17 protein-coding genes are annotated in these 24,158 nt (G+C 61.9%); 10 read left to right on the forward strand and 7 right to left on the reverse strand.

Features of this window, described 5'->3' with window-relative positions; genetic code table 11:
- Positions 1–49: 49 nt before the first annotated feature.
- Positions 50–1,540 carry a leucyl aminopeptidase gene (locus AC3WN7_RS21675; protein WP_102674875.1) on the reverse strand — a complete coding sequence of 497 codons (1,491 nt, stop codon included), beginning with the start codon at positions 1,538–1,540 and terminating at the stop codon, positions 50–52.
- A 426-nt stretch (positions 1,541–1,966) separates the two neighbouring features.
- Between AC3WN7_RS21675 and lptF the strand changes: the two genes are divergently transcribed.
- The 8 genes from lptF (at position 1,967) to pdxJ (ending at position 10,361) form a co-directional block, all read left to right on the forward strand.
- Positions 1,967–3,085 (forward strand): LPS export ABC transporter permease LptF, encoded by a 1,119-nt coding sequence (gene lptF / locus AC3WN7_RS21680; protein ID WP_102674864.1) that lies wholly within the window; start codon positions 1,967–1,969, stop codon positions 3,083–3,085.
- Positions 3,078–4,139, forward strand: coding sequence for an LPS export ABC transporter permease LptG (gene lptG / locus AC3WN7_RS21685; protein ID WP_095964833.1), 1,062 nt, complete (start codon positions 3,078–3,080; stop codon positions 4,137–4,139). The genes lptF and lptG overlap by 8 nt, the downstream gene beginning before the upstream one ends.
- Positions 4,140–4,310: 171 nt before the next feature.
- Positions 4,311–6,110, forward strand: a complete 1,800-nt coding sequence (gene lepA / locus AC3WN7_RS21690) for a translation elongation factor 4 (protein WP_007973962.1) — start codon at positions 4,311–4,313, stop codon at positions 6,108–6,110.
- A 5-nt stretch (positions 6,111–6,115) separates the two neighbouring features.
- Entirely contained in the window at positions 6,116–6,970 is an 855-nt protein-coding gene (gene lepB, locus AC3WN7_RS21695; RefSeq protein ID WP_102674865.1) for a signal peptidase I, read from the forward strand.
- Positions 6,971–7,156: 186 nt separating this feature from the next.
- Positions 7,157–7,846: a ribonuclease III gene (gene rnc / locus AC3WN7_RS21700; protein ID WP_007973960.1), complete on the forward strand. Its 690-nt coding sequence runs from the start codon at positions 7,157–7,159 to the stop codon at positions 7,844–7,846.
- Positions 7,839–8,741, forward strand: a complete 903-nt coding sequence (era, locus tag AC3WN7_RS21705) for a GTPase Era (protein ID WP_007973959.1) — start codon at positions 7,839–7,841, stop codon at positions 8,739–8,741. Before rnc ends, era begins: the two co-directional genes overlap by 8 nt.
- A 131-nt stretch (positions 8,742–8,872) precedes the next feature.
- A complete protein-coding gene (gene recO, locus AC3WN7_RS21710) occupies positions 8,873–9,562 on the forward strand; it encodes a DNA repair protein RecO (RefSeq protein ID WP_102674866.1) in 690 nt (229 codons plus the stop codon).
- 52 nt (positions 9,563–9,614) lie between these two features.
- Positions 9,615–10,361: a pyridoxine 5'-phosphate synthase gene (pdxJ, locus tag AC3WN7_RS21715; protein ID WP_102674867.1), complete on the forward strand. Its 747-nt coding sequence runs from the start codon at positions 9,615–9,617 to the stop codon at positions 10,359–10,361.
- 126 nt (positions 10,362–10,487) lie between these two features.
- Here the strand turns inward: pdxJ and mltF are convergent, their stop codons facing one another.
- Positions 10,488–11,948 (reverse strand): membrane-bound lytic murein transglycosylase MltF, encoded by a 1,461-nt coding sequence (mltF, locus tag AC3WN7_RS21720; RefSeq protein ID WP_102674868.1) that lies wholly within the window; start codon positions 11,946–11,948, stop codon positions 10,488–10,490.
- A gap of 285 nt (positions 11,949–12,233) precedes the next feature.
- On the opposite strand from mltF, the gene purL reads away from it, so the two are divergent.
- Both purL and AC3WN7_RS21730 read left to right on the forward strand, forming a co-directional pair.
- A complete protein-coding gene (purL, locus tag AC3WN7_RS21725; RefSeq protein WP_102674869.1) occupies positions 12,234–16,130 on the forward strand; it encodes a phosphoribosylformylglycinamidine synthase in 3,897 nt (1,298 codons plus the stop codon).
- Between the two features lie 5 nt (positions 16,131–16,135).
- Positions 16,136–16,447, forward strand: coding sequence for a YqfO family protein (locus tag AC3WN7_RS21730; protein ID WP_102674876.1), 312 nt, complete (start codon positions 16,136–16,138; stop codon positions 16,445–16,447).
- A 202-nt stretch (positions 16,448–16,649) separates the two neighbouring features.
- On the opposite strand, the gene nagE is transcribed toward AC3WN7_RS21730, so the two are convergent.
- From nagE to AC3WN7_RS21755, 5 genes are all read right to left on the reverse strand, one after another.
- Positions 16,650–18,365, reverse strand: a complete 1,716-nt coding sequence (gene nagE / locus AC3WN7_RS21735) for an N-acetylglucosamine-specific PTS transporter subunit IIBC (RefSeq protein WP_102674870.1) — start codon at positions 18,363–18,365, stop codon at positions 16,650–16,652.
- A 40-nt stretch (positions 18,366–18,405) separates the two neighbouring features.
- The gene (gene ptsP / locus AC3WN7_RS21740; RefSeq protein WP_102674871.1) at positions 18,406–20,922 is read right to left on the reverse strand and encodes a phosphoenolpyruvate--protein phosphotransferase; all 2,517 of its coding nucleotides are present in this window, start codon (positions 20,920–20,922) and stop codon (positions 18,406–18,408) included.
- A gap of 150 nt (positions 20,923–21,072) precedes the next feature.
- Complete coding sequence (locus AC3WN7_RS21745) at positions 21,073–22,095, reverse strand: SIS domain-containing protein (protein ID WP_102674872.1); 1,023 nt, start codon at positions 22,093–22,095, stop codon at positions 21,073–21,075.
- Positions 22,076–23,182 (reverse strand): N-acetylglucosamine-6-phosphate deacetylase, encoded by a 1,107-nt coding sequence (gene nagA, locus AC3WN7_RS21750; RefSeq protein ID WP_095964843.1) that lies wholly within the window; start codon positions 23,180–23,182, stop codon positions 22,076–22,078. The genes AC3WN7_RS21745 and nagA overlap by 20 nt, the downstream gene beginning before the upstream one ends.
- A gap of 34 nt (positions 23,183–23,216) precedes the next feature.
- Entirely contained in the window at positions 23,217–23,948 is a 732-nt protein-coding gene (locus AC3WN7_RS21755) for a GntR family transcriptional regulator (RefSeq protein ID WP_095964844.1), read from the reverse strand.
- Between the last annotated feature and the right edge of the window lie 210 nt (positions 23,949–24,158).

Raw genomic sequence — 24,158 nt, forward strand, 5'->3', positions numbered from 1 at the left:
AGCCCTTGGGGGCACTGCCCGAAAGCAATGCCCCCCAGGGTCATTGGTTTCAGGCTTTGGCGCGGTCCAGCAGGTATTGGGTCAGCAGAGGAACCGGACGGCCAGTGGCGCCCTTGTCCTTGCCGCCGCTGGTCCAGGCGGTGCCGGCGATGTCCAGGTGCGCCCAGTTCAGGTTCTTGGTGAAGCGCGACAGGAAGCAGGCGGCGGTGATGGTGCCGGCTTTCGGGCCGCCGATGTTGGCGATATCGGCGAACGGGCTGTCCAGCTGTTCCTGATACTCATCGAACAGCGGCAGTTGCCAGGCGCGGTCGTCGGCAGCCTTGCCGGCGCTCAGCAGTTGGCCGATCAGTTCGTCGTTGTTGCCCAGCAGGCCCGACGTGTGGGAACCCAGAGCGACCACGCAGGCACCGGTCAGGGTCGCGATGTCGATGACCGCTTGCGGCTTGAAGCGCTCGGAGTAGGTCAGGGCGTCGCACAGCACCAGACGGCCTTCGGCGTCGGTGTTGAGGATTTCCACGGTCTGGCCGCTCATGGTGGTGACAATGTCGCCAGGGCGAGAAGCGTTGCCGCTCGGCATGTTCTCGGCACAGGCCAGGATGCACACCAGGTTGATCGGCAGCTTCAGTTCCAGCACGGCACGCAGGGTGCCGAACACGCTGGCGGCACCGCCCATGTCGTACTTCATTTCATCCATGCCGGCGCCTGGCTTGAGGCTGATGCCGCCGGTGTCGAAGGTGATGCCTTTGCCGACCAGCGCATACGGCTTCTCGGATTTCTTGCCGCCGTTGTATTGCATGACGATCAGGCGTGGCGGCTGGGCGCTGCCCTGGCCTACGGCGTAGAACGAACCCATGCCCAGGGCCTTGATCTTCTTCTCGTCGAGGACTTCGACTTTCAGATCCTTGAATTCCTTGCCGAGGTCTTTCGCCTGCTCACCGAGGAAGGTCGGGTGGCAGATGTTGGGTGGCAGGTTGCCCAGGTTACGGGTGAAGGCCATGCCGTTGGCGATGGCAGTGGCGTGAGTCACGGCGCGCTGCACTTCAGCCTGGGCGGCCTTGATGGTCAGCAGGGTGATTTTCTTCAGGGCGCGGGGTTCGGCTTTCTGGCTCTTGAACTGCTCGAAGCTGTACTCGCCGTCCACCAGGGTTTCGGCCAGCAGGCGCGTCTTGCCATAGCTGTCGCGGCCCTTGACCACGACTTCGTCGAGGGCCAGTACCGCGTCGCTGCCGCCCAGGCCCTTCAGGGTGTTGAGGATGCCGGCAATGATTTTGCGGAACGGGCGGTCACCCAGTTCGTCGTCCTTGCCAGTGCCCACCAGCAGCACACGCTCGGCCTTGAGGTTAGGCAGGCTGTGCAGCAACAGGCTCTGGCCAACCTTGCCGGCCAGGTCGCCGCGCTTGAGCACTGCGCTGATCGCGCCGCCGCTCAGTTCGTCGAGTTGTCTGGCAACGGCGCCGAGCTTGCGGCCTTCGCCGACGGAGACCACGAGAGTGGCGGTCTTCAACGTTTCCGGGTTGACGCTTTTTACAACCAGTTCCATGTCCGGGTCCCTGAATTGATGGTTATCACGCATGCGCCCGACACCTTATGTGCGTCGATTGCTTGTAAAAGAAAGGCGCCAGGATCGACCGGCGACAAAGGCCGCAGTTTGAACCTCGCTACCGGCGGCTGACAACCCTCGGTTGTACGATCTTCACGGAATTGACGACCCAGTAGGAGCGAGCCTGCTCGCGAAGAACCCGAGACCACCGCGGGGCTTCAGGCTCCCCGCGTTATCATTGACGACCATCGTCGGAACGCCGCCCGGAGCAAGCTCGCTCCTACACCTGCCCAATGCATTGCGCAGTGACAGGCGCACCCAATCACAGGATAATGCGCCATCTTTTTTCGGCGGCTCTGTCTTGCGGGCCGCCCGATACGTTTGCTTGTTTGGCCGCCTTAGCCTGACAACCCTGGAGTGTCTGGTTTGATCGTCTTCCGTTATCTGTCCCGCGAAGTCCTGTTGACCTTGAGCGCCGTCAGCGCCGTGCTGCTGGTCATCATCATGAGCGGTCGCTTCATCAAATACCTCGCCCAGGCCGCCTCGGGCCTGCTGGATCCGGGCTCGCTGTTCCTGATCATGGGCTTTCGCATGCCGGGGTTCCTCCAGTTGATCCTGCCGCTGGGGCTGTTTCTCGGGATCCTGTTGTCCTACGGGCGGATGTACCTCGAAAGCGAAATGACCGTGCTCTCGGCCACCGGCATGAGCCAGCAGCGGCTGGTCTGGATGACGATGTTTCCGGCCACCCTGGTTGCACTCATCGTCGCGTGGCTGAGCCTGAGCCTGGCGCCACAGGGAGCCAATCAGTTTCAGTTGCTGCTGAACAGGCAGGATGCCCTTACCGAATTCGATACCCTGGAGCCGGGGCGCTTCCAGTCCCTGCGTGACGGCACCCGGGTCACCTATACCGAGCGCATGTCGGATGATCGCGTGAACCTGGGTGGCGTGTTCATCTCGCAGAAGAACATCAGTTCCAACAACAAGGATCGCGGAATTTCCGTGCTGGTGGCGGAAAAGGGGCGTCAGGAAATTCGCCCGGACGGAAACCGCTACCTGATCCTGGATAACGGCTATCGCTATGACGGTAGTCCGGGGCAGGCCGACTACCGGGCGATCAAATACGACGAGTACGGTGTGTTGCTGCCAAAACCGGAAGTCAGCGACGAAGTCACCGACCGCGATGCGATGCCGACCCGTACGTTGATCGGCAGCGAAGACATTCGCATGCGCGCCGAATTGCAATGGCGCATCTCGCTGCCATTGCTGGTGTTCATCGTGACCTTGATGGCGGTGCCGCTGGCGCGGGTAAACCCGCGTCAGGGCCGATTCCTCAAATTATTGCCGGCGATTCTTCTTTATATGGCTTACCTGAGCATTCTGATTGCCGCCCGCGGTGCCCTGGATAAAGGCAAGATTCCCGCCGCGGTGGGCTTGTGGTGGGTGCACGGGATTTTCCTCTCCATTGGCCTGGGCCTGCTTTATTGGGAACCTTTGCGCTTGAAGCGGGCGAGTCGCCGCAGCGCGCTGGAGGTGGCCCGTGGTTAAGCTGGATCGCTACATTGGTAGCAGCGTGTTCATGGCTATTCTCGCGGTGCTCGGGATCATTCTTGGTCTGGCGACGCTGTTTGCCTTCATCGACGAGATGGGTGAGGTCAGCGATACCTACACCCTGGTCGATGTGCTGGGCTATGTGACGCTGACGGCGCCGCGCCGGATGTACGAAATGCTGCCGATGGCCGCGCTGATCGGTTGCCTGATCGGCCTGGGCACTCTGGCCAGCAACAGTGAATTGACGATCATGCGCGCCGCCGGTGTGTCGATCGGCCGGATTGTCTGGGCGGTCATGAAACCGATGCTGGTGTTGATGCTGGCTGGCTTGCTGATTGGCGAGTACGTCGCTCCGCCCGCTGAAACCGCCGCGCAGGCCAATCGCTCGCTGGCCCAGGGCAGCGGCGATGCTCAAAGCGCCAAGCACGGCTTGTGGCACCGCCAGGGCGATGAGTTCATTCACGTCAACTCGGTGCAGCCTAACGGCATCCTGTACGGCGTGACCCGCTATCGTATCGACAGCGAGCGGCACATGCTGTCGGCGAGTTTCGCCAAGCGTGCCGAGTTCGACACGGATCACTGGCAGTTGACGGACGTCACGACCACGGTGTTCCACGAGCGCAGCACTGAAGTGGTGTCGACCCCGGTCGAGCGTTGGAACGTGGCCTTGAGCCCTCAATTGCTGAGCACTGTGGTCATGGTGCCAGAGTCGCTGTCGATCAGCGGTCTGTGGGGTTATATCCACTACCTGGCGGACCAGGGGTTGAACAACAGCCGTTACTGGCTGGCATTTTGGGTCAAAGTGTTGCAGCCGCTGGTGACTGCCGCCCTGGTGTTGATGGCGATTTCCTTCATCTTTGGTCCGCTGCGTTCGGTGACCCTGGGTCAACGGGTGTTCACAGGCGTGCTGGTGGGCTTCACCTTCCGCATCGTTCAGGATCTGCTGGGCCCTTCGAGCCAGGTGTTCGGCTTCCCACCGTTGCTTTCGGTGCTGGTGCCGGCGGGTATTTGTGCCGTAGCCGGGCTCTGGCTGTTGCGCCGGGCCGGTTGATGGCGGGCTTTTTCCGAGCGCTTTGACGATCAAAAACGCCCTTGTCGCAAGACCGGGGCGTTTTTGTAGGTGCCGTCTGACCTGCGAACGTGACGCTAGTGCCGTGGATCAGGTACAATTCCCGGCTATTTTTCGGCGGGCTATGCCTGCAGCCTTTTTGAGTGTTGATCCGTGAGTGATTTGAGTCATATCCGCAATTTCTCCATCATCGCCCACATTGACCATGGCAAGTCGACGCTGGCCGATCGCTTCATCCAGATGTGTGGCGGCCTGGCCGAGCGCGAAATGGAAGCCCAGGTCCTGGACTCCATGGACCTTGAGCGCGAGCGCGGGATCACCATCAAGGCGCACAGCGTTACTCTGTATTACAAAGCCAAAGACGGTATCAACTACCAGCTGAACTTCATTGACACCCCCGGCCACGTCGACTTCACCTACGAAGTCAGCCGTTCGCTGGCGGCCTGTGAAGGCGCGCTGCTGGTGGTCGACGCCGGTCAAGGCGTTGAAGCGCAGTCGGTTGCCAACTGCTACACGGCGATCGAGCAGGGCCTGGAAGTGATGCCGGTGCTGAACAAGATCGACCTGCCACAGGCCGATCCTGAGCGTGTCAAGGAAGAAATCGAAAAAATCATCGGCATCGATGCCACCGACGCGGTCACTTGCTCTGCCAAGACCGGTCTGGGCGTCGATGAAGTACTCGAGCGCCTGGTGACCACCATTCCTGCGCCGACCGGCAACATCGAAGATCCGCTGCAAGCGTTGATCATCGACTCCTGGTTCGACAACTACCTGGGCGTTGTCTCTCTGGTTCGCGTGCGCCACGGCCGCGTGAAGAAGGGCGACAAGATCCTGGTCAAGTCCACCGGCAAGATCCACCTGGTGGACAGCGTCGGTGTATTCAACCCGAAACACACCCCGACCGTTGACCTGAAGGCCGGCGAAGTGGGCTTCATCATTGCCAGCATCAAGGACATTCACGGTGCGCCAGTGGGCGATACCCTGACCTTGAGCTCGACGCCGGACGTCGACGTGCTGCCCGGCTTCAAGCGCATTCAGCCGCAGGTGTACGCCGGCCTGTTCCCGGTCAGCTCCGACGACTTCGAAGACTTCCGCGAGGCGCTGCAAAAGCTCACCCTCAACGATTCTTCGCTGCAATACACGCCGGAAAGCTCCGACGCCCTGGGCTTCGGCTTCCGTTGCGGCTTCCTCGGCATGCTGCACATGGAAATCATCCAGGAGCGCCTGGAGCGCGAGTACAACCTGGACCTGATTACCACCGCGCCTACGGTAATCTTCGAGCTGCTGCTCAAGACCGGCGAGACGATCTACGTCGATAACCCGTCGAAGCTGCCGGACCTGTCTGCCATCGAAGACATGCGCGAGCCGATCGTGCGCGCCAATATTCTTGTGCCGCAAGAGCACCTGGGCAACGTCATTACCCTGTGCATCGAAAAACGCGGTGTACAGGTCGACATGCTGTTCCTCGGCTCTCAGGTACAGGTGACCTACGACTTGCCGATGAACGAAGTGGTGCTGGACTTCTTCGATCGTCTGAAATCCACCAGTCGCGGCTATGCTTCTCTGGACTACCATTTCGATCGTTACCAATCGGCCAGCCTGGTGAAACTGGACGTGCTGATCAACGGTGACAAGGTCGACGCCCTGGCGCTGATCGTGCACCGTGACAATTCGCACTACAAAGGTCGCCAGCTGACCGAGAAGATGAAGGATCTGATTCCTCGGCAGATGTTCGACGTGGCAATCCAGGCCGCCATTGGCGGGCAGATTGTGGCGCGGACAACCGTCAAGGCGCTCAGAAAGAACGTATTGGCCAAATGCTACGGTGGTGACGTCAGCCGTAAGAAAAAGCTGCTGGAAAAGCAAAAGGCCGGTAAGAAACGCATGAAGCAGGTCGGCAACGTGGAAATTCCACAGGAAGCCTTCCTTGCAGTGCTCAGGTTGGATAGTTAGGTCCTATGTCACTAAATTTCCCGCTGTTGCTGGTCATCGCCGTATTTGTCTGCGGCCTGTTGGCGTTGCTCGATCTGTTGATCCTGGCCCCGCGTCGGCGTGCCGCCATCGCGTCCTATCAGGGCAGCGTCAGCCAGCCTGACATGGTCGTGGTCGAGCAGCTGAACAAAGAGCCGCTGCTGGTCGAATACGGCAAGTCGTTCTTCCCGGTGTTGTTCATCGTGCTGGTGCTGCGTTCGTTCCTGGTGGAACCGTTCCAGATTCCTTCCGGTTCGATGAAGCCAACCCTGGATGTCGGTGACTTCATCCTGGTGAGCAAGTTTTCCTACGGGATCCGCTTGCCGGTGATCGACAAGAAAGTCATCGAAGTCGGTGATCCGCAGCGCGGTGATGTGATGGTATTCCGCTACCCGAGCGATCCGAACGTCAACTACATCAAGCGTGTGGTTGGCTTGCCGGGCGACACGGTTCGCTACACCGCCGACAAGCGTCTGTTCGTCAACGGTCAGTCGATTGCCGAGCAACTGGTCGGCTCCGAGCCGGGCACGCTGGGCAGCGCCGAGCTCTACAAGGAAAAACTCGGCGTCGCCGAGCACATGATCCGTAAAGAGATGAGTCGCTACCGCGCCATGCCGGACCATTCGTGGACCGTGCCGGCCGGGCACTACTTCATGATGGGCGACAACCGCGACAACTCGAACGACAGTCGCTACTGGGATGATCCGAACATTCCCAAGGATCTGCTGGGCATGGTTCCCGACAAGAATATCGTCGGCAAGGCCTTCGCGGTCTGGATGAGCTGGCCGGAACCCAAACTCAGTCACCTGCCGAATTTCTCGCGGGTTGGCCTGATCAAGTAATCAAACACGGCGCTGTTGAACACAGCGCCGAATGCATTTCTGGAACCTGAAGAAGGTGACGGAAAAAAGCATGAAGCCAATGATATTCAGGACGTTATTTTTGAACACAGCGTTAATTGTCCCAAGCCTGCGCCGCCTCACGGCGATGGCAGTGCAATCGAACCACGAACTCAGCGTGGGTAAACCGTGAGCGTCTCCTTAAGCCGTCTAGAGCGTCAGCTCGGCTACACCTTCAAGGATCAGGAACTGATGGTCCTGGCCCTGACTCACCGCAGTTTTGCCGGGCGTAACAACGAGCGCCTGGAATTCCTCGGTGACGCCATCCTCAACTTCGTCGCCGGCGAGGCGTTGTTCGAGCGTTTCCCGCTGGCCCGCGAAGGCCAGTTGTCGCGTTTGCGTGCACGCCTGGTGAAAGGTGAGACCCTGGCCGTACTGGCCCGTGGTTTCGATCTGGGCGAGTACCTGCGCCTGGGCTCGGGCGAGCTGAAAAGCGGTGGTTTCCGTCGCGAGTCGATTCTGGCCGATGCCCTCGAAGCGCTGATCGGTGCGATCTACCTCGATGCCGGCATGGAAGTGGCCCGCGAGCGTGTGCTCGCCTGGCTGGCTGGAGAGTTCGAAGGCCTGACGCTGGTCGACACCAACAAAGATCCGAAGACCCGCCTGCAAGAGTTCCTGCAGTCCCGTGGTTGTGAGCTGCCGCGTTACGAAGTGGTGGATATCCAGGGTGAGCCGCATTGCCGGACGTTCTTCGTCGAATGCGAAATCATCTTACTGAATGAGAAAAGCCGAGGTCAGGGTGTGAGCCGTCGTATTGCCGAACAGGTAGCGGCCGCCGCAGCACTGATTGCCCTGGGTGTGGAGAATGGCAATGACTGATACAAACGCAACGCGCTGTGGCTATGTTGCCATCGTCGGCCGTCCGAACGTGGGCAAGTCCACGCTGCTGAACCACATCCTGGGTCAGAAGCTGGCAATCACCTCGCGCAAGCCGCAAACCACCCGCCACAACATGCTCGGTATCAAGACCGAGGGCGACGTGCAGGCGATCTACGTCGACACCCCCGGTATGCACAAGGGTGGCGAGAAGGCCCTGAACCGCTACATGAACAAGACCGCTTCGGCGGCGTTGAAAGACGTCGACGTGGTGATCTTCGTGGTCGACCGCACCAAGTGGACCGAAGAGGACCAGATGGTGCTCGAGCGCGTCCAGTACGTGACCGGCCCGCTGATCGTGGCGCTGAACAAGACCGATCGCATCGAAGACAAGGCCGAGCTGATGCCGCACCTGAGCTGGTTGCAGGAGCAGCTGCCGAATGCGCAGATCATCCCGATTTCCGCGCAGCACGGGCACAACCTCGATGCACTGGAGCGGGTGATTGCCGAGCACTTGCCGGAAAACGATCACTTCTTCCCGGAAGACCAGATCACCGACCGCAGCAGCCGCTTCCTCGCCGCGGAGCTTGTGCGCGAGAAAATCATGCGCCAGATGGGCGCCGAACTGCCATACCAGATCACCGTTGAAATCGAAGAGTTCAAGCAGCAGGGCAAGACCCTGCACATCCACGCCTTGATCCTCGTCGAGCGCGATGGCCAGAAGAAAATCATCATTGGCGACAAGGGCGAGCGCATCAAGCGAATCGGCACCGAAGCGCGCAAGGACATGGAGCTGCTGTTCGACTCCAAGATCATGCTCAACCTGTGGGTCAAGGTTAAGGGCGGCTGGTCCGATGACGAGCGTGCGCTGCGTTCGCTGGGTTACGGCGACCTGTAGTACCCCGAAAGCCCCCCTGTAGGAGCGAGCTTGCTCGCGATGGACTTGAGAGCGCCGCGTTCATTCAGAAAGCCCGCGTTATCGTTATCCACCATCGCGAGCAAGCTCGCTCCTACAGTATGTGAGACTTGATGTCCTCAACTCCGCCCATCGCCCAACCCGCCTACGTCCTGCATTCGCGCGCCTACCGTGAAAACAGTGCGCTGGTGGATTTCCTGACGCCGCAAGGCCGGCTGCGGGCGGTGTTGCGCAGTGCGCGGGGCAAGGCCGGGACGCTGGCGCGGCCATTCGTGCCATTGGAAGTCGAGTTTCGGGGCAAGGGCGAGCTGAAGAACGTCGGGCGCATGGAAAGTGCCGGTGTTTCCACCTGGCTCAATGGCGAGGCGCTGTTCAGCGGTCTTTACCTCAATGAGCTGCTGATTCACCTGTTGCCTGCCGAAGATCCCCATCCCGCCGTATTCGAACATTACGCCGCGACCCTGCTTGCTCTGGCCGAAGGTCGGGCGCTGGAGCCGTTGCTGCGTTCGTTCGAATGGCGCTTGCTCGATGATCTTGGCTACGGATTCTCACTGACTGCGGATATCCACGATGAGGCCATCGCCCCCGACGGTCTCTACCGTTTGCAAGTGGATGCCGGGCTGGAGCGGGTCTACCTGCTGCAACCGGGTCTGTTCAACGGCACCGAACTGCTGGCGATGGCCGATGCAGACTGGAGCGCACCGGGTGCGCTGTCGGCGGCCAAGCGTTTGATGCGTCAGGCATTGGCCGTGCATCTGGGTGGACGCCCACTGGTTTCCCGCGAGTTGTTTCGAAAGCCGTAATTTCCCCGTGTATGCTGTGCACTGAACTTTCTCTTCTTCTGGAGCGCTTTCCGTGACCACCAGCACCCGTATTCTTCTTGGCGTGAACATCGACCACGTTGCCACCCTGCGTCAGGCCCGGGGCACCCGTTATCCGGACCCGGTCAAGGCAGCGCTGGACGCGGAAGAGGCGGGCGCTGACGGCATCACCGTGCACCTGCGCGAAGACCGCCGGCACATTCAGGAGCGCGACGTTCTGGTGCTCAAGGATGTGCTGCAAACCCGCATGAACTTCGAAATGGGCATCACCGAAGAAATGATGCAGTTCGCCGAACGCATCCGCCCGGCGCATATCTGCCTGGTGCCCGAAACCCGTCAGGAGCTGACCACCGAAGGCGGACTGGACGTGGCGGGACAGGAAGCGCGGATCAGGGCGGCGGTCGAACGCCTGTCGAAGATCGGCTCCGAGGTGTCGCTGTTCATTGACGCCGACGAGCGTCAGATCGAAGCCTCGCGCCGTGTTGGCGCCCCGGCCATCGAACTGCACACCGGGCGTTATGCCGATGCCGAGACACCGACCGAAGTCGCCGAAGAACTCAAGCGTGTTGCCGATGGCGTGGCCTTCGGCCTGGCCCAGGGCCTGATCGTCAATGCCGGGCATGGCCTGCATTATCACAACGTTGAAGCCGTGGCCGCGATCAAGGGCATCAACGAGCTGAACATCGGGCATGCGCTGGTGGCCCATGCGTTGTTCGTTGGCTTCAAGTCGGCTGTGTCGGAGATGAAGGCGCTGATTCTGGCGGCTGCTGCCAAATCTTAAAGCCAACAGATTACCAATGTGGGAGCGGGCTTGCTCGCGAAAGCGGTTTATCAGTCAACATCTCTGTTAGCTGACACTCCGTCTTCGCGAGCAAGCCCGCTCCCACATTTGATCTCGGTTGTTCTGTCAGAGTGGCGCAGGCTCCTGCGCCGGCTTGCTCTTGTCGATCCCCGGAACCAGCAGTTTGCCCTCGGCGACCTGGTCGCCTTCAAGCTGTGGCTGGGTTACCCAGGTCAGGATGTCGTAGTAGCGACGGATGTTCGCCACGAAATGCACCGGTTCGCCGCCGCGGGCGTAGCCGTAGCGGGTCTTGCTGTACCACTTCTTCTCGGACAGGCGCGGCAGGATCTTCTTCACGTCCAGCCATTTGTCCGGGTTCAATCCTTCCTTGGCCGCCAGTTTGCGTGCGTCGTCCAGATGGCCGCTGCCGACGTTGTAGGCCGCCAGGGCAAACCAGGTACGGTCCGGTTCCTGGATCGAGTCGTCGAGCTGGTCTTTCATGTAGGCCAGGTACTTGGCGCCGCCCATGATGCTTTGTTTCGGATCGAGGCGGTTGGACACGCCCATGGCCTGTGCGGTGTTCTGGGTCAGCATCATCAGGCCGCGAACACCGGTCTTGGACGTGACGGCCGGTTGCCACAGGGATTCCTGATAGCCGATGGCCGCCAGCAGGCGCCAGTCGACTTTCTCTTTCTTGGCGTAGGACTTGAAGTGCTGTTCGTACTTGGGCAGGCGTTGCTGCAAGTGCTGGGCAAAGGTGGTGGCGCCCATGTAGCCGAGCACGTCGACGTGCCCGTAGTAACGATCCTTGAGGCGCTGCAGGGTGCCGTTTTTCTTGACCTTGTCGAGGTAGTCGTTGATTTCGTTGAGCAGGCTGTTGTCGTCGCCCAGCCCGACGGCCCAGCTCTGGTTGCTGGCGTCACCGAGGTCGAAGGCGACCCGGATGTTGGTGAAGTACACCTGGTTCATCGCGACTTCGTTGGAGTCGACCAGCGTCAGGTCGATCTGGCCTTCATCGACCATGCGCAGGAGATCGACGACCTCGACTGCGTCAGACTCTTCGTATTCGATGCCGGGAAACTTCTGTTTCAGCTTTGCCAGTTGTTCGGCGTGGGTGCTGCCCTTGAGCACCATGATCTTCTTGCCCACCAGGTCCTTGGCGTCGGTCGGCCGTGACTGGCCGTTGCGGTAGATGACCTGCGGGGTGACTTCCAGATAGGAGTGCGAGAAGCGCACCTGCTTCTTGCGTTCTTCGCTGCTGACCAGGCCGGCCGCCGCCAGCACCGGGCCGTTGGGCTTGCCGACCTGGTTGAACAGGTCATCGAGGTTGTCGGCGGTCTCGATCTTGAGCTCGACCCCCAGATCGTCGGCGAAGCGCTTCACCAGCTCGTATTCGAAGCCGGTTTCACCGTTGCGATCCTGAAAGTAGGTGGCAGGGCTGTTTCGGGTAACCACCCGCAGCACGCCATCCTCCTTTACGCGCTCGAGCGTGTTGGGTTTATCAACACAGGCACCGAGCATCAGGAAGAGTCCGGTTGCGATCAGCCATTTGGCGTACCGCGGACGCAAAGCCATTGGGAAAAACATCTGCGCAGTATACGCAAAGGACCACGGGCGCCATATCTCGACAGTGAAGGGCGAGTCTGCTAGAGATCACAAAACCGGCCGAAACCCCGCAGGAACGGGCCTTGTCTGCATTTTGTGACAGTAAAAATAAGCTGTCGTCACACGCCCGGTTAACCTGACTTTCGGGGCAGAAACACAGATCGACACCCGAGTGCAACCGTGCGTAGCGTTTCGGGTGATGTCGCGGGCGGTTTAGGCTAGAATGCACGGCCTCAAAGCACACCCCTTCCCGAGGCTGTCCCGAAGATGTTGATCCTGCGCGGCGCTCCTGCCCTTTCCGCCTTTCGCCACAGCAAGCTCCTTGAGCAACTGAGCCAGAAGGTTCCGGCTGTCAGCGGCCTGTATGCTGAATTCGCTCACTTCGCCGAAGTTACCGGCGTCCTGACCGGCGACGAACAGCAGGTGCTTGCGCGCCTTCTGAAGTACGGTCCAAGCGTTCCGGTACAGGAGCCGACCGGTCGTCTGTTTCTGGTGCTGCCGCGTTTCGGCACCATTTCGCCGTGGTCGAGCAAGGCCAGCGACATCGCCCGCAACTGCGGCCTGGCGAAAATCCAGCGCCTGGAGCGCGGTATCGCGTTCTACGTGGCCGGCCAGTTCAGCGATGCTGAAGCCCGGTTGATCGCTGACGGTCTGCACGACCGCATGACCCAGATCGTGCTGGGCAACCTCGAACAGGCCGCCGGTCTGTTCAGCCACGCCGAACCGAAACCCCTGACCGCCATCGACGTGCTGGGTGGCGGCCGCGCCGCGCTGGAAAAAGCCAACACCGAGCTGGGCCTGGCCCTGGCCGAAGACGAGATCGACTACCTGGTCAACGCCTTCGTGGGCCTTTCGCGCAACCCGCATGACATCGAACTGATGATGTTCGCCCAGGCGAACTCCGAGCACTGCCGTCACAAGATCTTCAACGCCAGTTGGGACATCGACGGCCAAAGCCAGGATAAAAGCCTGTTCGGCATGATCAAGAACACCTATCAGATGCACAACGAAGGTGTCCTGTCGGCTTATAAGGACAACGCTTCGGTGATCGTCGGTTCCGTGGCCGGTCGTTTCTTCCCGGACCCTGAAACCCGCCAGTACGGCGCGGTGCAGGAACCGGTGCACATCCTGATGAAGGTCGAGACCCACAACCACCCGACCGCGATTGCCCCGTTCCCGGGCGCGTCCACCGGTTCCGGTGGCGAAATCCGCGACGAAGGCGCCACCGGTCGCGGTGCCAAGCCGAAAGCCGGCCTGACCGGTTTCACCGTGTCCAACCTGCAGATCCCGGGCTTCGAACAGCCGTGGGAAGTGCCGTACGGCAAGCCTGAGCGCATCGTTACCGCGCTGGACATCATGATTGAAGGCCCATTGGGCGGTGCTGCGTTCAACAATGAATTCGGCCGTCCGGCCCTGACCGGCTATTTCCGTACCTTCGAACAGTCGATCACCACCCCGCACGGTGACGAAGTTCGCGGCTACCACAAGCCGATCATGCTGGCAGGCGGCATGGGCAACATCCGCGAAGAACACGTCAAGAAAGGCGAGATCGTCGTTGGCTCCAAGCTGATCGTGCTCGGTGGCCCGGCGATGCTGATCGGCCTGGGTGGCGGCGCGGCTTCCTCCATGGCCACCGGCACCAGCTCGGCGGACCTGGACTTCGCTTCGGTTCAGCGTGAAAACCCGGAAATGGAACGTCGCTGCCAGGAAGTCATCGACCGTTGCTGGCAACTGGGCGACAAGAACCCGATCAGCTTCATCCACGACGTGGGTGCGGGCGGTCTGTCCAACGCCTTCCCGGAACTGGTCAACGACGGCGACCGCGGTGGCCGTTTCGAACTGCGCAACATTCCAAACGACGAGCCGGGCATGGCCCCGCACGAAATCTGGTCCAACGAATCCCAGGAACGCTACGTTCTGGCGGTCGGCCCGGCTGACTTCGAGCGTTTCAAGGCGATCTGCGAACGTGAGCGTTGCCCGTTTGCCGTGGTCGGCGAAGCCACTGCCGAACCCCAGCTGACCGTCACCGACAGCCATTTCGGCAACAGCCCGGTGGACATGCCACTGGAAGTGTTGCTGGGCAAGGCGCCACGCATGCACCGTTCGGTGGTACGTGAAGCCGAGCTGGGCGACGACTTCGATCCGTCGACCCTGAACATTGCCGACTGCGTCGAGCGTGTCCTGCATCACCCGGCCGTGGCGAGCAAGAGCTTCCTGATCACCATCGGCGACCGCACCATCACCGGCCTCGTGGCCCGTGACCAGATGGTCGGCCCGTGGCAAGTGCCGGTGGCCGACGTTGCCGTCACCGCCACCAGCTTCGACGTCTACACCGGTGAAGCCATGGCCATGGGCGAGCGGACTCCGCTGGCACTGCTGGACGCTCCGGCGTCGGGCCGCATGGCCATCGGCGAAACCCTGACCAACATCGCGGCCTCGCGCATCGGCAAGATCTCCGACATCAAGCTGTCGGCGAACTGGATGTCCGCTGCCGGTCACCCGGGCGAAGACGCGCGTCTGTACGACACCGTGAAAGCGGTCGGCATGGAACTGTGCCCTGAGCTGGGCATCACCATTCCGGTGGGCAAGGACTCGATGTCCATGGCCACGCGCTGGAACGATGAAGGCGTCGACAAGTCCGTCACGTCGCCGATGTCCCTGATCGTGACCGGTTTTGCGCCAGTGACTGACATCCGTCAGACCCTGACCCCGCAACTGCGCATGGACAAGGGCACCACTGACCTGATCCTGATCGACCTGGGTCGGGGCCAGAACCGCATGGGCGCTTCGATCCTCGCGCAGGTCCACGGCAAGCTCGGCAAGCAGGCTCCGGACGTCGACGACGCCGAAGACCTGAAGGCCTTCTTCGCCGTGATCCAGGGCCTCAACGCCGACGGTCACCTGCTGGCTTACCACGACCGTTCCGACGGTGGTCTGCTGACCTCCGTGGTTGAAATGGCCTTCGCCGGTCACTGCGGCCTGAGCCTGAACCTCGACAGCCTGGCGGATTCCTCCGCCGACATCGCCGCGATCCTGTTCAACGAAGAACTGGGTGCGGTGATCCAGGTTCGCCAGGACGCCACCCCGGACATCCTCGCGCAGTTCAGCGCTGCCGGCCTGGGCGATTGCGTGTCGGTGATCGGTCAGCCAATCAACAATGGCGAGATCGGCATCACCTTTAACGGTGACACCGTGTTCGAAGGCCAGCGTCGTCTGCTGCAACGCCAGTGGGCCGAGACCAGCTACCAGATCCAGCGCCTGCGTGACAACGCCGATTGCGCCGAGCAAGAGTTCGACGTGCTGCTGGAAGAAGACAACCCGGGCCTGAGCGTCAAGCTGAGCTACGACATCAACCAGGACATCGCCGCGCCTTACATCAAGAAAGGCATCCGCCCACAGGTTGCCGTGCTGCGTGAGCAGGGCGTCAACGGTCAGGTGGAAATGGCGGCGGCGTTCGACCGCGCCGGTTTCAACGCGATCGACGTGCACATGAGCGACATTCTGGCCGGTCGTGTCGACCTGAACGAGTTCAAGGGCATGGTCGCTTGCGGCGGCTTCTCCTACGGCGACGTATTGGGTGCCGGTGAAGGCTGGGCGAAATCCGCGCTGTTCAACAGCCGTGCCCGCGATGCGTTCCAGGGCTTCTTCGAGCGCAACGACAGCTTCACCCTCGGCGTGTGCAACGGTTGCCAGATGATGTCCAACCTGCACGAGCTGATCCCGGGCAGCGAGTTCTGGCCGCACTTCGTGCGCAACCGTTCCGAACAGTTCGAAGCCCGTGTTGCCATGGTGCAGATCCAGGAGTCGAACTCGATCTTCCTGCAGGGTATGGCCGGTTCGCGCATGCCGATCGCCATCGCCCACGGCGAAGGTCATGCCGAGTTCGCCAGCGAAGAAGCACTGCTGCAAGCCGATCTGTCCGGTTGCGTGGCGATGCGTTTCGTCGACAACCACGGCAAGGTCACCGAAAGCTACCCGGCCAACCCGAACGGCTCGCCGCGCGGGATCACCGGTTTGACCAGCCGCGACGGTCGCGTGACCATCATGATGCCGCACCCGGAGCGTGTGTTCCGCGCCGTGCAGAACTCGTGGCGTTCCGATGACTGGAACGAAGATGCACCGTTGATGCGCATGTTCCGTAATGCTCGCGTGTGGGTGAACTGATAGCCGTGTACAAGCTCAGCTTTTTTGTTCCCGACAGTCATGTCGACATGGTCAAAAGTGCCGTATTCGCCGCCGGTGGCGGACGGATCGGTGCTTACGATCACTGTGCATGGCAAGTGTTGGGCCTGGGCCAGTTTCGTCCACTGGACGGCAGTCAGCCGTTCATTGGCGAGGCAGGGCAGGTCGAACAGGTCGAGGAATGGAAAGTCGAGCTGGTAGTGGCTGATGAGTTGATTCACGCGGTGGTGGCGGCTCTGAAACAGAGCCATCCCTACGAGACACCGGCTTATGAAGTGTGGCGCCTGGAGGATTTCTGATTCTCGTGCCGCTGAAATGAAAAACCCGCTGAAAGAGATTTCAGCGGGTTTTTTGTTGGTTGCGATTCAAAGGATGTACTCCGATCCAGTGTGGGAGCGGGCTTGCTCGCGAAGGCGGTCTAACCGGCAACATTGATGCTGAATGTGATGGCCTCTTCGCGAGCAAGCCCGCTCCCACACTGGTTCGGTGTGTTTCCAAAACCTAAACCTTGGCACTGACCTCACTGCGATTGACCAACGCTTCCAACGCCCCACTCAAACTCGCCGCCTTGTCGCCAACCAGCAGATGCCAGATCCCGCCGTCCAGCTGACTCACACCCTGGCAACCCAGCGCTTTCAAATCACACTCCGACAATGCCTTGCCATTGGCCAGTTGCAGGCGGATGCGCGTCATGGCGATGCAGTCGAGTTGCAACACATTGTCGCCACCCCCCAGCGCATTGAGCCATTGCTGCGCTTCAGGTGTCGCCACGGCGGCCGGTGCAGGCGCATCGATTTCCACTACCGGCGACGACACCATGGCACGACCCAGCGCCGGCATCGCCAGGCGAATTTCATCGGCAATCGCATCGGCCATCGGCCCCACCACTACCTGCAGACTCCCGCCCTTGCCCGGACGTACCACGGCCATGGCGCCGAGCGCTTTCAGATCGGTATCCGAGGCCTTGTTGCGATCCACCATGTCCAGGCGCAACCGCGTGGTGCAGGCGCCAACGGTGATCAGGTTTTCGGCGCCGCCCAAGGCCTTGATGTAAGCCCCGGCGCGTTCATTGTCGGCCACCGCCACTTGCGGGGCGGCAACGCTGGTTTCGCGCCCCGGTGTCTTCAGGTCGAAACGACGGATGCAGTAATCGAACACCACGTAGTAGATCACGGCATACGCCAGGCCCACCGGGAACACCAGCCAGCCGTTTGTGGACTTGCCCCAGCCCAGCACCATGTCGATGAAGCCACCGGAGAACGTGAAGCCCAGGTGAATGTTCAGCGCATTGGTGATGGCCATCGACAGGCCGGTCAGCAACGCATGCAGCAGAAACAGCAGCGGCGCGAGGAACATGAAGGCGAACTCGATCGGCTCGGTCACGCCGGTCAGGAACGCGGTCAGGGCCATCGACAGGAAAATCCCGCCCATCACCTTGCGCCGTTCCGGCAGGGCGTTGCGGTACATCGCCAGGCACGCGGCGGGCAGGCCGAAGATCATCACCGGGAACATGCCGGTCATGAACTGGCCACCTTTCGGGTCGCCGGCGAAGTAGCGCGACAGGTCGCCGGTGACCAGCGCACCGGTGGTGGGGTCGGTGAAATTACCGAACACGAACCACGCCATGTTATTGAGGATATGGTGCAGGCCGGTGACGATCAGCAAGCGGTTGAACACGCCGAAGACGAACGCACCAATGCTGCCGCTCTCCATCATCAGTGTGCCGAAGCTGTTGATGCCGTGCTGGATCGGCGGCCAGATATAGCCGAACACCACGCCCAGGCCCACGGCGGCGAACCCGGTGACAATCGGCACGAACCGTCGCCCACCGAAGAAGGCCAGGTATTCCGGCAACTTGATGTCCTTGAAGCGGTTGTACAGCGCGCCGGCCATCAGGCCGCTGACGATCCCGGCGAGCATGCCCATGTTGATGCTCGGGTCGAGCACCTTGAGGGTGGCGATCATCACCAGGTAGCCGATCACCCCGGCAAGCCCCGCCGTACCGTTGTTGTCCTTGGCGAAACCGACCGCGATGCCGATGGCGAAGATCATCGCCAGGTTGGCAAAGATCACCTGCCCGGCGTCGTGGATGATCGCGATGTTCAGCAGGTCGGTATCGCCCAGGCGCAGCAGCAGGCCGGCAATCGGCAGGATCGCGATCGGCAGCATCAGCGCGCGGCCGAGGCGTTGCAGGCCTTCAATGAAAAGTTGGTACATGGCGGATCTCCCTGGATTTTTGTTCTTCTTTTGTAAAGAGTTAGCTCAGAGGCCAGTGCTGGTGACAGGCATGACGCACGGCACTGGCGCTGCTCAGCTTGAGCAGGCCCTGACTGATGCGCCGGCATTCGCTGGCGTCGAGATGACGCACGCGGTCCTTGATTTCACCGATCTGTACCGGGCTCACCGACAGCTCGCTGACCCCCAGGCCGATCAACACCGGCGTGGCCAGCGGATCGGACGCCAGTGCACCGCACACACCGACCCAACGCTTGTGCTGCGCCGCTCCGGCACAGGTCTGGGCGATCAACCGCAGCAGAGCCGGGTGCAGCGCATCGACGCGCGCGGCGAGCCCTGCGTGGTCGCGGTCCATGGCCAGGGTGTATTGCGACAGGTCATTGGTGCCGATGGACAGGAAGTCCGCGTGTTCGGCCAGTTGCTCGGCCAGCAGCGCGGCAGCCGGCACTTCAATCATCACCCCCAGCTCCGGGCGTTGCGCCAGACCCAGTTCGGTACACAAGGCGTCGAGGCGCTGGCGGATGTGCAGCAGTTCATCGACCTCAGTGATCATCGGCAGCAGGATCCGGCAGCGTGACAACGGGCGCAGGTGCAGTAGCGCGCGAAGTTGCTGGTCGAGCAGTTCCGGGCGAACCTGAGCCAGGCGAATGCCGCGCAGGCCGAGCACCGGGTTGGCCTCGGCGGGCAGTGGCAGGTAATCGAGTTGCTTGTCGCCACCGACGTCGATGGTGCGGATGATCACCGACTTGTCGCCCATGGCATCGAGCACGGCTTGATAGGCCTGGTGTTGTTCCTGTTCATCCGGGGCGGTGTGGCGGTCGACGAAGAGAAATTCGGTGCGCAGCAAGCCGACGCCGTCGGCGCCATTGGCCAATGCGTCTGCCGCCTCCGTGCTGGACGCCACGTTGGCGGCGACTTCGATGCACAGGCCATCGGTGGTTAGCGCCGGTGTGTGCGCCTGGGCCTGTTGTTCGGCCCGGCGTTGTTGCTGTTGCTGTTGCAGCTGGCGCACGTCGGCCAGGCGCTGTGTGCCGGGGGTCAGTTCGAGGCGGCCGCCGTCGGCGTCCAGCACCACCGGTTGCCCCTGTTGCTGATCGAGCAGCGTCGAGCCCAGTGCGACCAGGCACGGCAGGCCTTTGCCCCGAGCCAGAATCGCCACGTGGGAGGTCGCACCGCCCTCGGCCATGCACAGCCCGGCGACGCCTTGCTGGCTCAGTTGCAGCAGATCGGAGGGGGTCAGTTCATGGGCCGCGACGATGGCGCCGGCCGGCACGTCGTAATGCCAGGTATCGCCGAGCAATACGCGCAGCACCCGTTGCTTGAGGTCGCGCAGGTCGTTGGCACGTTCGGCGAGCAATGTGCTGCCGGTTTGCTGGAGCATTTCGCATTGCGCTTCGATGGCCTGGTGCCAGGCGTGGGTCGCGGCCGTGCCCTGGTCGACGGATTGACTGGCAGCGTCCAGCAAGGCCGGATCTTCGAGCAGCGCCAGGTGTGCAGCGAAAATGGCCTCCTCAGCGCTGTCCTTGTGTTTTTTTGCCTGGGCCAGGGTGTGGTCGATTTCGCTGCGCACCTGGCTCAGTGCCGCGTCCAGAACCTGGCGTTGCTGTTGCGGATCATGCTGGCCGGCATCCACTGGCAGGCTGATCGCATTCAGACGAAACAGCGGCCCGCCGACCAGGCCGGGCGCCGCGCAGACGCCGTGCAACACACCGGCTTCGACGGGGCGATTGCGTTGGGCGATCGTCGGTGGCGCGGCGGCGTGACTGTCTTCGGCCAGGGCTGTGGATAACGCGGTGAGCAAGGCTTGCAGGGCGGCTTCGGCATCCGGGCCCTGGCAACTGACCTGAACCTCCGCCTGTTCGCCGATGGCCAACCCCATCAGGCCGATCAGGCTGTCGCAGGTGGCCGACTTGCCGGCGAAGTGCAGCTGCGACTTACTTTTGAAACCTTGTGCGGTCTGACGGATCAACGCCGCCGGTCGCGCGTGCAGGCCGCCACGGTGCGCAATGCGTACGAGGCCGACAATCTCTGCGCCGGCAAACTCGACATCGACCTCTGCGGTCGATGTCTGTCGACGAATGATGTGCAGCAGCGGCTCACCGACTTTCACCGATTTGAGGGTGATGGGCCGCGCCTGAAAGTCCTGGCTGTTGGTGAGGATCAGCAGGCTGACCAGGCTTTTGCACTGTTGCGCGACCTTGTCCAGGTCGTAGCGCAGCAGGGGTTGGCCATTGGCGACGCGCGCCCCTTCCTTGACCAGCATCGAGAAGCCCAGGCCCTGCAACTCGACCGTGTCGAGGCCCAGGTGCAGGAGTAATTCCGCGCCGTTGTCGGCACGCAGGGTCACCGCGTGACCGGTGCGGGCGACATGCACCACGACGCCGGCACACGGGGCGTGAAGGGTGTCGTTGAGCGGATCGATGGCGATACCGTCGCCCATGGCACCGCTGGCAAACACCGGGTCCGGGACTTTGGCGAGCGTGAGCACCGGGCCGCTGAGCGGGGCGCTTAAAGTCAGCTCTTTATTGTTGTTATGCATGGCTCGGTCTCATAAAAAGTTCAGATCAGCTCGCCACCTGTAGGAGCGAGCTTGCTCGCGAAGAACCTGAGAACAACGCGTTCATTCAGGAAACTCGCGTCATCGTTGACGTCCATCGCGAGCAAGCTCGCTCCTACAGGGGACAATGATTCAATGGGTGCGGGTGACTTTGCTCAAGTGCCGCGGCTGGTCCGGGTCCATGCCGCGGGCCACGGCCAGGCCGGCGGCCATCACGTAGAAACTCTGGATCGCCAGAATCGGGTCGAGGGCCGGGTGTTCGGCGCGGGTCAGGGTCAGGTCGCGCTCGCGCACGTCATCCGGTGCGGCCAGCAGGACACGGGCGCCGCGCTGGCGCATGTCGGCGGCCAGGCTCAGCAGACCGGCCTGCTCGGCACCCCGTGGGGCAAACACCAGCAGCGGGTAGTTGTCGCCGATCAGGGCCATCGGGCCGTGGCGGACTTCGGCGCTGCTGAAGGCTTCGGCCTGGATCGCCGAGGTCTCTTTGAATTTGAGCGCCGCTTCCTGGGCGATGGCGAAACCGGCGCCCCGGCCGATCACCATCAGCCGCTGGCAATCGCGCAAGGCCTCGATGGCCGGGCTCCATTCCTGTTGCGCAGCGTTGCGCAGGCCGTCGGGCAAGGCCAAACCCGCTTCGAGCAGTTCGGCGTCTTCCTTCCAGTGCCCGATCAACCGTGCGCTGGCGCTCAGGGTGGCAATGAAACTCTTGGTCGCGGCGACGCTGCTTTCAGTTCCGGCACACAGCGGCAGGCTGAACTCACAGGCGGCTTCCAGAGGTGAGTCTTCGGCATTGACCAGCGAAATGCTCAATGCGCCGCGCTTGCGCAACAGGCGCAGGCTGTTGACCAGGTCCGGGCTTTGCCCCGATTGCGAGAAGGCGAATGCCACCTGGCCGCTGACCTTCAGCGGCGCCTGCTGCATGGTCACCACCGACATCGGCAACGACGCCACCGGAATGCCCAGCAGCTGCATGGTCAGGTAGGCGAAATAACTGGCGGCGTGGTCGGAGCTGCCGCGCGCCACGGTCATGGCCACTTGTGGCGGCTGACGACGCAGGCGTCCGGCGATCTCGATCATCTGCGGGTCGAGTTGCTGCAGTTGGGCTTGCACGGCCTCGAACGAGGACAGCGCCTCTTCAAGCATTTTTGAAGTCAATGTCTTCTCCTTCGACCATGACGGCGGTCAGTTTCAGTGAGCGGTCCAGCCGCACGCAGTCGGCCCAGGCCCCTGGTTGCAGGCGCCCGCGTTCGGTGAGGCCGAGGTAGTCGGCGGGGAATTGCGACAGGCGCTGCGAGGCTTCGGCGATGGGCAGGCCGATTTTCACCAGGTTGCGCAGGGCCTGATCCATGGTCAGGGTGCTGCCGGCCAGGGTGCCGTCGGGCAGGCGCACGCCGCCCAGGCACTTGGTCACGGTGTGGCTGCCGAGTTTGTACTCGCCGTCGGGCATGCCGGCGGCGGCGGTCGAGTCGGTGACGCAGTACAGGCACGGGATCGAGCGCAGGGCGACGCGGATGGCGCCGGGGTGCACGTGCAGCAAGTCCGGGATCAGTTCGGCGTACTTGGCGTGGGCCAGTGCAGCGCCGACGATCCCCGGCTCGCGGTGATGCAGCGGGCTCATGGCGTTGTAGAGGTGGGTGAAACTGCTGGCGCCAGCCTCCAGCGCCGCGACGCCTTCCTCGTAACTGCCCAGGGTGTGGCCGATCTGCATGCGGATACCGCGGCGGCTGAGGTCGCGGATCAAGGCATCGTGACCGGCGATTTCCGGGGCAATGGTGATCACCCGGATCGGCGCCAGTGCCAGATACGCTTCGACCTCGACCATCAACGCGGTGTGGGCGAAGTTGGGTTGCGCGCCGAGCTTGCCGGGGTTGATGTAGGGGCCTTCGAGGTGCACACCGAGCACCCGCGCGCAGCCTTGTGGCCGCTGCTCACAGAATTCGCCGACGGCTTCGAGCACGCTGGTGATCTCTTCGCTCGGCGCCGTCATGGTGGTCGCCAGCATCGACGTGGTGCCGAAGCGCACGTGGGTTCGGGTGATGGTTTCGAAGGCGGACGTGCCTTCCATGATGTCTTTGCCGCCACCGCCGTGAACGTGCAGGTCGATGAAACCCGGCAGCAGATAAGGCAGGTCGTTGTCCGCCGGATTGCAGGGGACGCCTTCGATGGACACGACCTTGCCGTGGGCGTGGACCAGTCGGCCGCGAACCCAGCCGTGGGCGGTGAGGATGTTGTCTTCGGACATGTCGGGATCTCGGTTTTTAGCGGCCGGCTGTTTGTCAGCGACGCAGCTCTGCCACAAAGTCGTAGTAGTCGTTGCGGCAATAGGTGTCGGTGACTTCGATGGGCGTGTTGTCTTCCAGGTAGCCGACCCGGGTCATCAGCAGCATGGCGGTGCCGGGGGCGATGCCGACCAGCGCGGCGAACTCGTCCGAGGCGTTGATTGCCTGGATATGCTGCAAGGCGCGCACCACCGGCTTGCCGATGCCGTCGAGGAATTCGTAGAGGGAATCACCCACCAATTGCGGCTTGGGAATGATCGAGGCGGGCAGGGTGCTCATCTCGATGGCCATCACGGTGTCGTCGGCCTTGCGCAGGCGTTTGAGCCGCGCGACCTTGTCGTTGGGCGACAGGCCGAGGCGGATCAGCTCTTCGTGGGTCGGCAGGGTGATTTCCCGCTCCAGCCAGTGTGAACTGGGCACAAACCCCTTGAGCCTTAGCATTTCACTGAAACCGGAAAGGCGCGACAACGGTTGTTCCAGGCGCGGCGTGATGAAGGTGCCGGAGCCTTGGTTACGGCGGATAAGGCCTTGTTCGAACAACACTTCCAGCGCTTTGCGTGCAGTGACGCGGGAGATGCCCAGGGTCTCGCTCAGATGGCGCTCCGACGGCATGGCCTGTTCGGCTTTCCACTGGCCGGCATGGATCGCCGCTTCCAGATTGCGTGCCAGTTGCAGGTACAACGGCGTGGGTTGGGTGTCGTCGGGGCGCAGGGCCTGTAGGTCGTTCATGTAGGCATTGTCCGATGCGGATATAGGATTGTTGTCGCCCGGTTGTGAGGCGAAAATAATACCACTTGCATACCATGTCAACGCGGGTGTTTTACAGGAATGTGCCAATTGTGGCTGGTTATAGACTGGGTGGTTTTAAGTGGTATTAGCGGTGGGCTTTAAAACGACAAAGATCGCAGCCTGCGGCAGCTCCTGCAGAGGGAAATGGTA

The sequence above is a fragment of the Pseudomonas sp. FW305-70 genome, from assembly GCF_058783925.1.

Bases quoted from the DNA above. Each gene is read 5' to 3' on its own strand.
- purL (WP_102674869.1), top strand. From the start codon at position 12,234: ATGTTGATCCTGCGCGGCGCTCCTGCCCTTTCCGCCTTTCGCCACAGC.
- lepB (WP_102674865.1), top strand. From the start codon at position 6,116: ATGTCACTAAATTTCCCGCTGTTGCTGGTCATCGCCGTATTTGTCTGC.
- nagA (WP_095964843.1), bottom strand. From the start codon at position 23,182: ATGTCCGAAGACAACATCCTCACCGCCCACGGCTGGGTTCGCGGCCGA.
- AC3WN7_RS21675 (WP_102674875.1), bottom strand. From the start codon at position 1,540: ATGGAACTGGTTGTAAAAAGCGTCAACCCGGAAACGTTGAAGACCGCC.
- nagE (WP_102674870.1), bottom strand. From the start codon at position 18,365: ATGTACCAACTTTTCATTGAAGGCCTGCAACGCCTCGGCCGCGCGCTG.
- AC3WN7_RS21755 (WP_095964844.1), bottom strand. From the start codon at position 23,948: ATGAACGACCTACAGGCCCTGCGCCCCGACGACACCCAACCCACGCCG.
- era (WP_007973959.1), top strand. From the start codon at position 7,839: ATGACTGATACAAACGCAACGCGCTGTGGCTATGTTGCCATCGTCGGC.
- mltF (WP_102674868.1), bottom strand. From the start codon at position 11,948: ATGTTTTTCCCAATGGCTTTGCGTCCGCGGTACGCCAAATGGCTGATC.
- ptsP (WP_102674871.1), bottom strand. From the start codon at position 20,922: ATGCATAACAACAATAAAGAGCTGACTTTAAGCGCCCCGCTCAGCGGC.
- recO (WP_102674866.1), top strand. From the start codon at position 8,873: ATGTCCTCAACTCCGCCCATCGCCCAACCCGCCTACGTCCTGCATTCG.